Here is a 13,772-nt window from a genome sequence, read left to right as displayed (position 1 = left end):
GCCCCCTGGAAAGGACGCTGGCGGAACGGAAATCAACCCCTCGCCTTGCAAAATTGCTTATTATGCCGTTGACATTACCTTTTTTCAACAACATGAAAGCCTAACGCTATCTGCGTTAGGCTTTATTATTGATTAGGCATACAGAGCTTGCTGTAGAAACCTTCATAAATATATTACTTAATTAGTCATCTAGGTTTATAATATTAACTTATTATGTATATAGAAATGACTATTTATTCTTATGCTCTACATAAAAATTTATTTTCATTGTAGTCTGACATCAGACTAAAAAAAATCACATTTTGCCGATATATAGGCTATAAACAACAGGAGGTACAAACATTTTGAAGAAATTGATGATTACTTTTCTTTTGATGGGTCTATTGCTAACAGGCTGTTCATCCGCACAGACAGAGACATCAACTGAAGGATATAAGATAGGCGTTTTACTATCAGACGCGGGACTAGGCGATGAATCATTTAATGATTCAGCTTTTAAAGGGCTCGAAAAGGCTCGAGATGAGCTTGGCATTTTGTTTGATTACAAAGAGGCTCCTGATGGTAATTATGAGGACAAGCTGAACGAGCTTGTAGCAGAAAAATATGATATCATCATTGGTCTTGGTTTCTCTGTACAGGAAGCACTAGAGAAAACTGCGAAACAATATCCCGACCAACAATTCATATTGATTGATGGGCAATCTGATGTTGACAACATTATTTCGATTACCTTTAAAGAACAAGAAGGCAGTTTTTTAGTTGGTATGGTTGCTGCTATGACAAGCAAGACAGGGAAAATTGGCTTTATTGGTGGTGCAGATGCCCCTGTTATTCATCACTTTGAAAATGGCTTTATCGAAGGAGCTCGTTATGTACAACCAACTATTGACATTATGAGCGAATATGCGGGTACCTTTGATGACACGCAGGCTGGTGCAGCAATAGCAGATCAATATATAAAAAATAACGTTGATTTTATTTATCATGCAGCTGGCTTTACTGGTTTCGGCGCCATTAAAAAGGCCGAGGAAATGGGGATTTATGCAGCGGGTGTTGATATCGATCAATTTTTTGTTGCCGAAAAGACGGTTGTCACATCCATGCTAAAAAATGTGGATCTTGCTGTCTATCAACTTGCTAAAACATTAGTAGAGGACGGAAAAATTACCCAAAAATCGTTTGCATTAGGGCTAGCAGATCAAGGTGTGGGACTAGCTGATATTCGTGTCATTCAACTAACATCAGAGCAACAGGCTGCCATTGAAAAGGCACAAGAAGCCATTATCTCGGGCAAGATAAAAGTTACTGCAGAAAAGGGGAATGGCCAGTGACATTACGTAAAAAATTATTTATGAATACACTCATCCCAATCGTACTGGCTATGGCTATGATTGGCTTTATTATCATTCAAACATTTAATATCCAAACAACCGCACAGGATGACACGAAACTTTTGCTTGCAGTGAAAGAGCTGGAGCAAAGTTTGGTTGTGGCCAGCCAATCATTAAATAATTATACCTATTTAGATAGTGAAGCGAATAAAAATGAAGCACTTGCTATTTTACAAGAAACAAAAAGCAATTTAGAAGCATTGGCTGCTCTCACAAGAATACCTGACCATCAACAGATTATCGACAAAATTTCTGATAAATTTGATGACCTAGAAAAAGCTACAGAAAGCGGCTTTCAAGAAAACAACCGCTCTGAAATAAAAAAGCAATCTATCCGAATTAAAGGTATTTTAAACGATATGCATTTGCTCAAAAAAGAAACGAACGAATGGTATCAAGAGATGATACAAGTGACAAAGCAAAAAATTGGTTTTATTACAACCACTACAATCATCGGCAGTGTGCTATTAATTTTGGCAACGATTATTTATTCCTATGTGGCAGCAAAAAGAATTACCAAACCGATTAATCAGATTGTAGAGTGTGCACAGGGGGCAGCTACAGGAGATTTAACTATAGATACCTCTACACTCTCCTATCAACCAAACAGTCGATACGAGATTGATCAACTATCGGAAAGCTTTTCACAGATGATGAATAATTTGAAAAGTACTGTACAATCCATCGATCATATCGGTAAGGATGTTAACGTATTCACACAAGATGTGACAAGCCATATGAGAAATATTCATGAAAGCAGTAATCAAATTGCCACATCTACTGACGAATTAGCAAAAGGTAGCTATACGATGTCAGAAGATATTCAATCTGTGGCCATCCTTATGAATAATATGACCGACCAATTTAAGGGGGTTATGCAAACAAGTGAGCAATCCGCTAACAATGGTAAACAGGCATTAGAGGCTGTTCAAAATGGTCAGTATTCATTAGAAAAACAATCAACCATTGCAAAAGATATTTCGACGACATCACTTGATATTAAAGAGGCTGTTACGCAATTTTCGCAATTCACTTCAGAAATTGAAGGAGCGGCCAATGCTGTCCACACTATTGCTAGCCAAACAAATCTATTAGCTTTAAACGCTGCCATTGAGGCTGCCCGTGCTGGAGAAGCCGGTAAGGGGTTTGCCATTGTCGCAGAGGAAGTGAAAAAGCTTTCTTCTGAAACGGAGAATGCAACAAATTTAATCACTTCTATGGTCACACATATACAGGATGGCATCTCACATATTCTTACTACGGCTGAGCGAGGATATCAGCTTTCAAATGAACAGTCCCATTCAATGGTAGAAACGGAACAATCATTTGCTGTCATTGCGACACATATCGCAGACATTCATCATGATTTACAAAGCCTTACAAAGGAAATGGTTCAAACGAATGAAATGAGCCAGCAAGTGAATAGTACGATAGAAAATATTTCAGCTATTACAGAAGAAACAGCAGCAGGTACAGAAGAAATTTCAGCTTCGACACAGGATCAGTTACTTGCCTTCCAAAAAATTAGCGCTAAAATTGACGATCTGCAAGGTATGACAGATACATTGATGCATGAGCTGAAAAAATTCACCTTATAATATCTTTACCAAACAAAATCCAGTGAATGAATGTTCACTGGATTTCTTAGTGTTGAAAAACAAAACCACCCATAGAATTTATATGAAAGGTAAAAAAGGATTTCTGTTGTAGGCTACTTGCTTTCCTGTGGGCGAGCGCCGAGCCGCTTCCTCTGCTACCGCTCCGTTTAGAGGCTCGCCTGTCTCGCTATCCCACGGGGGGAAAGTAGCCTTCCACTCCAACCCACAAAAATATTGCCTTTTTTAGCAAAGGTCTTTACTACTCTTTATGGAGGGGTGTTGTCACACATCACTTCTCCACATTGAAAGTAAGAGAGGCTATCCTCTCTTATAATATAAATAATGGGCTATTTTGTTCAGGAAAAGACACTTTTGCAGAATGGTTGATTGGAGTGGATCCAGCGTCACAGAGGAGACCCTGGAACGAACGCAGTAAGTGAAGTGGCTCATCGGACGCCCCCTGGAAAGGACGCTGGTGGAACGGAAATCAACCCCTCGCCTTACAAAATTGCTTATTATGCCGTTGACATTACCTTTTTTCAACAACATGAAATCCAGTGAATAATGTTCACTGGATTTCCTCTTTTTATTATAAAGTTAAGCCGCCATCAACTACCACGATTGAGCCTGTCATATAGCTTGCTTTGTCTGATGCTAGGAAAACAACCATTTCAGCCAGTTCCTCTGGTTTTGCATAGCGTCCCATTCTCATATTTGGAATTTCTTCTGGAATATAGCCACCTGTTTCAAACATAGTTGTTACACTGTTTGTTAATGCTGTCTCTACGCCTCCTGGACAAATTCCGTTGATTCGAATCCCCTTTTTTACATACTCTAAAGAAGCTGCTTTTGTTAAACCTACTACTGCATGCTTACTTGCAGAGTAAACAGCCATACTATGCTCACTACGAATTCCAGCTGTTGAAGCCGTATTAATAATAGAGCCGCTACCTTGTTCTTCCATTACCTTTAAAACATATTTTAAGCCAAGGAATACACCTTTCACATTGATAGCCATAATGCGTTCATACTCTACATCCTCAATCTCTGTTAATGGAGAAATTTTTTGAATAACTCCTGCATTATTGAAAAATATATCAATGCGTCCATAAGTATCAACAGCAACATTTACATATTTTTGAACATCTTCGTTTCTCGAAACATCTGCCTGAACGAAGATACCTTCTCCACCTTGCTTTTTAATCAAGCTTAATGTCTCTTCCCCTGTTGCTTTGTTGAAATCAACGACTACCACTTTTGCACCATTGCTAGCAAGCTTCAAACTGCTGGCTCTTCCAATACCGCTTCCAGCACCTGTTACAACTGCAATTTTATTCAAAAGATCCATCTTCTATTCCTCCCTAACATTTTGAAGTCATTGTCTATTTTATTGCTACTTCTCTCTTTTTTATTGTATTATTTTACACAAAATAGTACTTTCTCATTGTCTATACAATAAAAATTGAAACTGCTTTCATTTTGATAGTATTATTACGAACGGGGGTGCAGAAATGTGAAAATATCCACTATCGATCTTCAATATATAAGTCAACTAATTTCTGAAATACATCATCTCCCTGTCTCTTATATTAATGTAGCGGGAGAAGTAGTTTTTGAATATTCATCAGCAGAATATACCAGTAATCCATCCTATATTTCTCTAAAGGAACAGCTAAAAACATACCCATATCATACGGCTTCAAATAGCTATCCTATTTTTTTCTCTATAGCTGAATGCAATTATTTTTATATTAACTTAACAGTAGACAATCAATATTTAGGGGCGCTTGTAGTTGGGCCGTCCCTTTCACCAGTAATAGAAGACACTATAAAATCAACTATTTATCATGAGCCTGATTTGTTTCCTACTCTCCATTATCAGCAATGCTTAGCCATCAGTTTATTTGTTTATTATTCAATCTACCAAAAAAAAATATCTAAAACAGCTGTGATTCACCACAACCACGCGTTAAAGCCCCTTATTCGTCATGAGGGACATACTGCGCTTGAACTTTCCTATGCAAGAAGAAAAGATAGTGTGCATACAAATCTTTACTATGAAAAAATATTGTTAGACAATGTGAAAAATGGGCGGATGGAGAAATTAAACGAAGTCTTGAACTATTCCATTGTCGGACAAGCACAACTTGGAGTGCTTTCAAAGCACAATCATTTAAGAAGTGTACAATATTTGATGATTACAGGAATTGCACTAATTTGTCGTGCTGCTATTGAAGGTGGATTAAATGAAGAAACAGCCTTTACATTAAGTGATTTTTACATTCAAAAACTTGAGGATCAAAGCAGCTTAATCGACATTCTTTCGTTAATGGAGGAAGCTATTTATGATTTTACACGTCGTGTGTCACAAGCTAAGCAAAACAAATATTCAGCACCCATTACAACCTGCATCCATTCGATCGAAAATCAACTATATAGTGAAATAACACTCAATCAACTTTCAGCAATTTGCCACTTAAGCCCCAATTATCTTTCTTCCTTGTTTAAAAAGGAAGTAGGGATTTCCTTTAGTGAATATATTCAGCAACAAAGGATTGAAGAGGCAAAAAAGCTATTAACCTATACAAGCTACCCCATTTTAGACATTGGTTCATTACTTAATTTCACAGATCAAAGCTATTTTATAAAAGTTTTCAAGAAATTTACAGGTATCACCCCTAAGCAATATAGAAATAAGGATGTCCATCAATAATAAAGAAAGTAAAAGAATGTTCGTGACCAGCTTTTACTTTCTTTTTACATAGTAAAAGTCATACTTGCAGTACCACTTGCATATTTTAAAACGTAATCATTACACTTTAAGGAGGTACATGTGGAACGTCTCCATCTTTCAAGGTATGTATTGAATTTTTGGTTCATCTTCATGCTATTAGTAAGCTTGCTACCATTCCTGTTATTCAATATCTCAGCATTAAGTGATTTAAGTTCCTCTTTACTCAGTCTGCATACTATTTTTTTAAGTATTTTAATTGAGGCATTACCGTTTGTGTTAATTGGTATCATCATTGCGGGCTTTATTCAGATTTTTATCACAGAGGAACATATTCAAAGGTGGATTCCTCAAAATGCGGTAATGGCCGTTGTCATGAGCTGTCTTGTAGGCGCATTATTTCCAGCCTGCGAATGTGGAATCGTGCCTATTGTGAGAAGATTGATTGCCAAAGGTGTACCGATACATGCAGCTATAGGCTTTATGTTAACTGGCCCACTCATTAATCCAATCGTTATTCTCTCTACCTATATGGCATTTGGAAATGATTTGAAAATAGCCAGCTTACGAATGCTGCTAGGTTTTGTTATCGCTATTGTCGTAGCATTACTCATTAGCTTGTTTTTTAAAGGTTCACAATTTAAAAGCTCCTTACAACCTCATTCATTGGCAACAGCTAACCAACCAACATCCTTTGTCACAAAACTATTCAATATGTTCAAACATGCCATTGATGAATTTTTTGATATGGGCAAATACTTAATTATTGGGGCATTTTTAGCTGCTTTTGTCCAAACCTATGTATCTACCAAAACACTCGTAGAAATTGGAGATGGCGTATCCTCCTCTATTTTGGTCATGATGGGCTTAGCCTTTATTCTTTCACTTTGCTCGGAGGCAGATGCCTTTATTGGGGCATCCTTTAGTGCTACTTTCTCAACCCCATCCATTCTTGCATTTCTTGTTTTTGGTCCCATGATTGACTTGAAAAATACCATTATGTTAATGAGCGTATTTCGCTTCAAATTTGTCTTCTGGTTAGCCGCCTTAGTGGCTATCATTGTCTATATTAGTATATGGATTCTTTCACCGTATCTCTAAGGGGGAAAACCATGAAATTTCACGTTCAGCAAGCGCTAAGAGCCCTTATTCTACTTGCTTTCTCAGCTATGATTGCGAGCCTGCATTGGACCGGGGAACTAACAAAATTCATTAACCCCAAATATGAAAGCCTTAGCCAAACAGCTGCCATTTTATTTTTTATACTGTTTCTTGTTCAGCTAACAGGAGTCATATCATTTACCCAGACGACCCATCATTGCGACGACAGTGGACATGCTTGCTGTTCACATCATGACCATGGTCATTCAGTCTTTACACGCAAAAAATGGCTAGCCTATCTTATTATTATGACACCGATTTTGACGGGCTTCTTCGTGCCTGCCAAAATTTTAGATGCTGCAATCGCTGATAAAAAGGGTGGGGCCTTCTTTCTCACTCAGCAAAGTCAACCATCCAAAATTGAGGATTACCTCACTTCAAATGAAACGATTGATGAAAATATCTATGACGAGCATGATCCTGACCCTAAACTAATGGAGGAAAAGCAGGAAATGACAAAAAAGCAATATGAACAATTAAAGCAACAGCTATTTCAACAAACTATGCTGAAAATGACAGATGAGGATTATACGATTTATTACGAGGACATGCATCAACATCTAGCAAACTATTTAGGGAAGCAAATCCAGTTAAAAGGCTTTGTTTTGAAAGAAGATAGCTTTACAGAAAAGCAACTAGTGGTTTCCAGATTCCTTATTACCCATTGTGTTGCTGATGCAAGTATCGTAGGCTTTTTGACAGAATTTCCTGAGGTTCCAACTATCAAAGAGGATACATGGATTGAGGTAATCGGTACAATCGGTCAAACAACTTATGAGGGTGCAAGCCTACCCGTTATTCATATTGATGATTGGGTAACAATTGAACAGCCTGAATCACCATATCTTTACCCCATAAATATTCGAATGAGTTTCTAGCAACATGAAAGGGCAAAGTTTATATCTTTGCCCTTTCATAGTGTTGAAAAACAAAACGATCCATAGAATTTTTGTGAAAGGTGAAAAAGGATTTCCGTTGCAGGCTACTTGCTTTCCTGTGGGCGAGCGCCGAGCCGCTCCGTTTAGAGGCTCGCCTGTCTTGCTATCCTACGGGAGTCAAGTAGCCTTCCACTCTATAAAAATATTTCTTGTTAGCAAAGTTTTTCAAATAAAGTGAAGGTATTCACTACTGGTGTTGTCACTCATCACTTCTCCACATCGAAAATAAGAGTCTATCCTTTTACCACATGGTGGATTGGAGCAGCGGCTTATCGGACGCCCCTGGAAAGGACGCTGGCGGAACAGAAATCAACCCCTCGCCTTTCAAAATGACTGTTTCTGCCGTTGACATCACCTTTTTCATCTATTAATTGGGTAATAGTACATCTAGACCTAAATGGGAACGTAATGTGCTCCCTTCATATTCAGCACGGAATAGCCCCCGCTCTACTAGCATAGGGATCACATCACTAAAGAATAAATCTAAAGATTTCGGAGGTCCACCTGGTACAGCAATAAAGCCATCCAATGCACCCTCCTCATAAAAAGTAATGATTTGATTGACAATGTCCTGTGGTGTGCCGATTGCCACAAGGTGAGCTGAGCCAATTACTTCTGGACGTGCAAGCAATACCTCAACAGTTGGTTCATTGTCGATAATATAACGACGCACCAAATCGGCATGTGTTTTACTACGTACTTTTTGATCTTTTGGCGGCAGCATATCAGCCGTTATCTGATCTTGCAGTGCCAAATGACGAATATCCATGCCTATCACTGATTCTAGAGCACTATAGCGACGCTCAAGTGTTAAATGTGCATGTGCTTGACGGTACATTTCGAGTGCTTCCTCATATGTATCGCCTATAAAGAAATAGAGCCCTGGTAATAACCGAATATCATCGGCTGAACGACCAACCTCAACCGCGCGTTTACGCAAGTCATTACGCATTTCAACACCCACCTCCATAGCAGGTGTCGCTGCAAAAATCGCATTGGAAACAGTAGCCGCAAATTGACGACCTACATCCGATGCACCTGCTTGGAAGAATGGTATATCTCCTGCTGGATGCATAGGTAGATTTAAAGGGCCATTAATATGGAAAAACTCACCCTCATGCTCAATCGGCTTGACAAGCTCATTTATTTTCTCTAAATCACCATTTGTTTCCAATACTTCATAGGGATGACTATGCCATAGCTGTTTCACGACCTCTATACATTCTGAGGCTTTAGCATACCTCTCCTCTGATGAAGCCATAGGTTCATTACTGAAATTATTGGCCCCATCAATGGAAGTGACGATATTCCAGCCTACTCGTCCCTCACTAATCCAATTCAACGATTGCAATTGACGTGCAATCAAATATGGTGGTATAAAGGATGTCGAGATGGTAGTCACTAAACCAATCTGCTTAGTTTCTCGTGCCACCGTTGCCATTAAAAAGCTAGGATCTAAGCCAACCGTTCCTTTTGTTTTAGCCATTAATTCTGGATGTGCTACTAAATAATCAGCCTTAAATAAAAAATCTAATTTAGCTTCCTCAGCACGCTGTGCAAATGCAATATGTTCATCAAGTAATGCACCCTTCTTACCATGATTACCATGTACAGCTATATGCATGCCAATAATAAGATGTCTTCTCATTGTTATATTCTCCTCTCTTTAATTGAAAATGATTATCATTTTCATAATAGGCTTACTTTTTAAATATTGCAACCAAATCCTTTACATACAAAAAAAGACAGGTACCTAATGAATAAGGACCTGTTATTTTGATTGCTATTTATTACTTTTCGTTTACTATGCCCCATGGAAAATCATGAGTCTCTCATTTGAGTTGCGACGACTTTTTACATGATAGTTAGATAGGATTTGCGAAAATTTGTTTTTCTGTCGGTTCCCATAGAACAATTCCCACATCCTTCTTCTGATCAATGATCCGAACGGTAATAGGGATATACTCAAATAAAATCGTATTTAATTTTGTACTAATCAGTTGTAACAAGCCTACTAATTCCGTATCATTGATTAGCGGCGCGTGTACTTCCATTTTAATATCTGTTAATTTACCCTCTTCATAGCGAAGTCTCCCTATAATTTTAGGGTTTAAATGCTTAAACCCTGCTTGAATATCTTCTTTAAAAATTAATAATTTATTATACATATTTTGATCTAAGCTATATAATGCCTCTGATGGAAATGAGTAATACTTTTTATCAATCTCAGACCACTTTGTTATAGTATTTTCTCCTTTTGCAATAAAGGTTTCAGCTAAAAATAAGCCAGGAATAATATCATTTATGTTGGATTCCTGATATAAAGTTAAATAAATAGGGACTTCCGGTATCTTTTTATTGTTTCTTATATCCTGAATGATCTTGCCAGCTATTTTTTTGCCGTAATTTTTCACATCATTGCTATCATCATCATTTTGATCTACTTTCACTTGTCCTGTGTAAATTAACCCTTTGTCATCCGATACACGTATATCATAAAATTCATTTAACGATATCGCAATCGACATTCCCTCTAGCTTGTTACTTTCCTTATGAATAAAATTATGTTCTACTACATGAGAGAGAATTAGCGGATACTTTTTCTCATCCTCTAAAACATCACCAGTTCTAGTTTCAATGGCTGGGTTCAAGCCAATACCTTCCTCTGTTTTTCTCCCTAACCATTGCTTAATCATTTGCTCATCCAAATATTGACCTTCCTGCAAATAATACTTTTCAGTTGCAAAATGATTCACAGATAAATCCATGAGTCCCCTCTCTATTTCATTTATATTTAACGCATTATTCATATTGTTAACCATTAAGCCTCGCGCAATATTACTTTTTGCAGGCTGTTGAATTTCATAGGCTTCCTTTTTTTGAATAGATGAAATATACATTTTTTCATTCGTCGTATCAGGCTCAACCTCACCACTACTACAAGATGCTAATAACCCTATGGATGCGATTAAACTAAATAAACACTTTCTCTTTTTCATCACAAATACTCCTTGATCATATGTAGAAATTTAATATTTCCATAATTTAACCATACCAAATTTTACAAAACAAAACATCATATATTTATAAATATCACCATTCTATAGTGAGATCAAAAAAACCTATGTTCAAGAAAAAATGAACATAGGTCTTTACTATTGTAGATGGTTGTGAGAAAAGTTTATTTTTGATCAGGTGCAGTCTTCTAGCTTTGGAGTGGTTTCTTCATGTTTATAAGGAGGTCGCTCTTCCAATGAGCCGAGACCAATCTTTTCTAAGCAACTTCCTCACTTTCCCAGCGCAACCTCCAACTGAAGCGGCTTCCCCATTTTTGAGCATTACCCCTCAACTATGGAGCGAATGCTACTTTGCATTTTTATCAGGTTGGTGAATGCCAAAAATATTGCCTTCTGTATCGATATAATAGCCTTGCCATGCCATCCCAGGTAAAGCATGTTTCGAGATAGCTACTTTGCCACCATTTTCAAGAATTTTGGCTTCTGTTCCATCGTAACTTTCGACACCCATGGTACAAGCAAAGCCATTCAACGCTTGATTGACTTCTGGTGGTGGGCCTTGGCGTTGCATTAACGCACCATTAATACCAAGTTCATCTTCCTCACCTGTCACTGCTCCAAAGTACGGCATGCCTGCATAGTCACTCCAGTCTTGAAATGACCAGCCAAATACTTTCCCGTAAAAATGCTTTGCCCGCTCCATATCATTTACGTGGATTTCAAAATGAACTAATCTTCCCATAGTACCCTCTCCTTCAAGGTGAATATATTCACTATATAGCATTTTCAAAAAGATTGAAAATTAAAACATATAGAAAATAGTCACCAGTTTTACAATTGACTATACACAGAAAATGCATCCGTAATGTTATATTGCTCCGTCCGAGGACCTCCTTCAGCTCCTACTGTCACTAACACATATTCTTGTCCATTAACAGTTGCTAAACTTGCTAAACATAATCCTGCATCCTCTGTATAACCCGTCTTGCCACCTAGGATTTTCCCTCCTGGCAATACACTTGATGTCATATGTTGAAACATTCGATTAGTAAATGTAATACCCTCCGGATGAAGGTTCGTTGACTTAATAGAATATCTTTCTGCTGTATAAACATTTCGAAACTCATCATTTGTTAAGGCATATTGTAAGAGTAGTGACATATCTTTCACAGTTGTATAATGATCTGGATGATGCAGTCCTGTTGTATTCATAAAATGAGTATTTTTCATTCCCAGTTGCTGCGCCTTATCATTCATAAGCTTTACAAATTTCCGTTCTGAACCAGCAGCATATTCAGCTAAACCAATGGATGCCTCTGCACCTGATGGCAGCATGGAACCATACAATAAATCCTCTATCGTCAACCTCTCATTCGGAAGAAAACCTGCCACTGAAGCATTTTCCTCGTATAAATCATTAAAGATGTTTTTAGGTAAAACGATTTCATCTTGTAAGCTTGGAATTTGCTCAATCGCGACTAAAACAGTCATCATTTTCGTCAAAGATGCAGGATAAATGACTTCCTCACTATTTTTATCTAATAGTACTTGATTTTCATCTAAATTCACTAAAATGGCATTAGAACTATATAAATCGATATTGAGCATATCGCTACTCATCGTCGATATTACTTTTGGTGAATCAACCATCTCCTGACGTAATGTTACAGGTGTTTCTTTCAATATCAAATAAACAAATACGATCATGAACAGGAACAATATACTTACAATACCTTTTCTTGTGAACATAAAAACAACTCCTTCTCTTTATGCTTTTATTGAACCATAAAAAAAGGAGCTTATTTTTAATTAACTATTAGTGAATTCTTAAGGTTTCTTAAGAATTGGCTGGAATCATAACTATGAACACGGTTTGATTGTGATGAGAAGTAGCTGTAATCGTCCCTCCATGGGCTTGCACAATTTCATTTGAAATGGCTAAACCAAGTCCAGCACCACCCGTTTGTGTAGACCTTGCACTATCTAAACGGTAAAACTTTTCGAATATCATCTTTAATTTTTCAGGCGGTATGGTCTTCCCTGTATTCTTAAATGAAATAAACGTTTGATTGTTTTCATTTTGTGCACTAATTTCGATTGTACTGTTGGGTTCACTATAGGCAATTGCATTTTTTAAAATATTATTAAATACCCTTGCTAATTTATTTCTGTCTGCATAGATAGTCATCTCTCCATCTATATTGACGATGGCTTTTTGACCCTTTGGTGCTAACAATGGGTAAAACTCATCGGCTACTTGCATTAACATATAGTTAAGAGGAATAAGGTCTTTCTCTAAAACGATGGATTGTAAATTAAATCTTGTGATTTCAAAAAACTCATTGATTAATTGTTCTAGTCTATAGGATTTCTCTAATGTAATCGTTACATATTTTTCTTTTTGCTCAACAGGCATATCCCTTGCCTCATCTAAAAGGCTTAAGTAACCAATGATAGATGTTAAGGGTGTTTTTATATCATGGGCTAAATAAACAACCAGATCATTTTTACGTTGTTCTGCTTCTTGTGCATCCCTCGCACGCTTTTCTAATTTATATTTCACATCATTTAATTTCTTCTCTAAAAAATCGAGCTCTGTCGGAAGATGAATTTCCTTCTCTGACTCATCTGCAAGCGTAATGATACTGTTACTAATTTGATGAAAATAACGAGTAAAACGAGAGAGGGCAATATAAAAAATGATCAACAATAATAGGATAAATCCTATAGTAAGCCAAAGAGGTTTATTTTGTTGAAATAACACATTGTAGGCATTTTGTGCAGCAAAGTAATCGAGCTGCAAGACATTTTCGCAAAAGGCTATAAAAGCATCTGCAAAGGGAGCTTGTAAAACACCATCAATGAATGCAAAGTTGATTATAAAACCTATTATGATTGCTATAATAAGAATAAAAACGATTTGTAAAATCATCTTC

Annotated in this window: 11 protein-coding genes; 5 read left to right on the top strand and 6 right to left on the bottom strand. The window is 37.2% G+C overall.

The features are described from left to right. The first annotated feature begins 344 nt into the window (after positions 1-344). Positions 345-1,331 carry a BMP family lipoprotein gene (locus NV349_RS06815; protein WP_141903991.1) on the top strand — a complete coding sequence of 329 codons (987 nt, stop codon included), beginning with the start codon at positions 345-347 and terminating at the stop codon, positions 1,329-1,331. Further along, positions 1,328-2,989 carry a methyl-accepting chemotaxis protein gene (locus NV349_RS06810; protein WP_036117349.1) on the top strand — a complete coding sequence of 554 codons (1,662 nt, stop codon included), beginning with the start codon at positions 1,328-1,330 and terminating at the stop codon, positions 2,987-2,989. The genes NV349_RS06815 and NV349_RS06810 overlap by 4 nt, the downstream gene beginning before the upstream one ends. 589 nt (positions 2,990-3,578) lie before the next feature. Here the strand turns inward: NV349_RS06810 and NV349_RS06805 are convergent. After that, positions 3,579-4,337, bottom strand: a complete 759-nt coding sequence (locus NV349_RS06805) for an SDR family NAD(P)-dependent oxidoreductase (RefSeq protein WP_036127043.1) — start codon at positions 4,335-4,337, stop codon at positions 3,579-3,581. 165 nt (positions 4,338-4,502) lie between these two features. On the opposite strand from NV349_RS06805, the gene NV349_RS06800 reads away from it, so the two are divergent. From NV349_RS06800 to NV349_RS06790, 3 genes are all read left to right on the top strand, one after another. Then, the gene (locus NV349_RS06800; protein WP_036127045.1) at positions 4,503-5,702 is read left to right on the top strand and encodes a helix-turn-helix domain-containing protein; all 1,200 of its coding nucleotides are present in this window, start codon (positions 4,503-4,505) and stop codon (positions 5,700-5,702) included. A 120-nt stretch (positions 5,703-5,822) separates the two neighbouring features. After that, positions 5,823-6,821, top strand: coding sequence for a permease (locus tag NV349_RS06795; protein ID WP_082673685.1), 999 nt, complete (start codon positions 5,823-5,825; stop codon positions 6,819-6,821). Between the two features lie 11 nt (positions 6,822-6,832). Beyond that, positions 6,833-7,759 carry a TIGR03943 family putative permease subunit gene (locus NV349_RS06790; protein ID WP_271912695.1) on the top strand — a complete coding sequence of 309 codons (927 nt, stop codon included), beginning with the start codon at positions 6,833-6,835 and terminating at the stop codon, positions 7,757-7,759. Positions 7,760-8,186: 427 nt separating this feature from the next. On the opposite strand, the gene NV349_RS06785 is transcribed toward NV349_RS06790, so the two are convergent. The 5 genes from NV349_RS06785 to NV349_RS06765 all read right to left on the bottom strand — a co-directional run bounded on the left by NV349_RS06785 (position 8,187) and on the right by NV349_RS06765 (position 13,768). After that, positions 8,187-9,473 (bottom strand): NtaA/DmoA family FMN-dependent monooxygenase, encoded by a 1,287-nt coding sequence (locus tag NV349_RS06785; protein ID WP_369802718.1) that lies wholly within the window; start codon positions 9,471-9,473, stop codon positions 8,187-8,189. A 211-nt stretch (positions 9,474-9,684) separates the two neighbouring features. Further along, positions 9,685-10,818 (bottom strand): CamS family sex pheromone protein, encoded by a 1,134-nt coding sequence (locus NV349_RS06780; RefSeq protein ID WP_271912694.1) that lies wholly within the window; start codon positions 10,816-10,818, stop codon positions 9,685-9,687. Positions 10,819-11,182: 364 nt separating this feature from the next. Next, a complete protein-coding gene (locus NV349_RS06775; RefSeq protein ID WP_036127069.1) occupies positions 11,183-11,578 on the bottom strand; it encodes a VOC family protein in 396 nt (131 codons plus the stop codon). Between the two features lie 89 nt (positions 11,579-11,667). Next, positions 11,668-12,585 (bottom strand): D-alanyl-D-alanine carboxypeptidase family protein, encoded by a 918-nt coding sequence (locus tag NV349_RS06770; protein ID WP_058843359.1) that lies wholly within the window; start codon positions 12,583-12,585, stop codon positions 11,668-11,670. 88 nt (positions 12,586-12,673) lie between these two features. Next, positions 12,674-13,768: a sensor histidine kinase gene (locus tag NV349_RS06765; protein WP_271913555.1), complete on the bottom strand. Its 1,095-nt coding sequence runs from the start codon at positions 13,766-13,768 to the stop codon at positions 12,674-12,676. Between the last annotated feature and the right edge of the window lie 4 nt (positions 13,769-13,772).

The sequence above is a fragment of the Lysinibacillus sp. OF-1 genome, assembly GCF_028356935.1.
GTDB lineage: Bacteria > Bacillota > Bacilli > Bacillales_A > Planococcaceae > Lysinibacillus > Lysinibacillus fusiformis_D.
Note: the sequence above shows the minus strand (reverse complement) of the source record. Positions and strands in the feature narration are given on the sequence as shown.

Bases quoted from the DNA above. Each gene is read 5' to 3' on its own strand.
- NV349_RS06805 (WP_036127043.1), bottom strand. From the start codon at position 4,337: ATGGATCTTTTGAATAAAATTGCAGTTGTAACAGGTGCTGGAAGCGGT.
- NV349_RS06790 (WP_271912695.1), top strand. From the start codon at position 6,833: ATGAAATTTCACGTTCAGCAAGCGCTAAGAGCCCTTATTCTACTTGCT.
- NV349_RS06780 (WP_271912694.1), bottom strand. From the start codon at position 10,818: ATGAAAAAGAGAAAGTGTTTATTTAGTTTAATCGCATCCATAGGGTTA.
- NV349_RS06775 (WP_036127069.1), bottom strand. From the start codon at position 11,578: ATGGGAAGATTAGTTCATTTTGAAATCCACGTAAATGATATGGAGCGG.
- NV349_RS06770 (WP_058843359.1), bottom strand. From the start codon at position 12,585: ATGTTCACAAGAAAAGGTATTGTAAGTATATTGTTCCTGTTCATGATC.
- NV349_RS06765 (WP_271913555.1), bottom strand. From the start codon at position 13,768: ATGATTTTACAAATCGTTTTTATTCTTATTATAGCAATCATAATAGGT.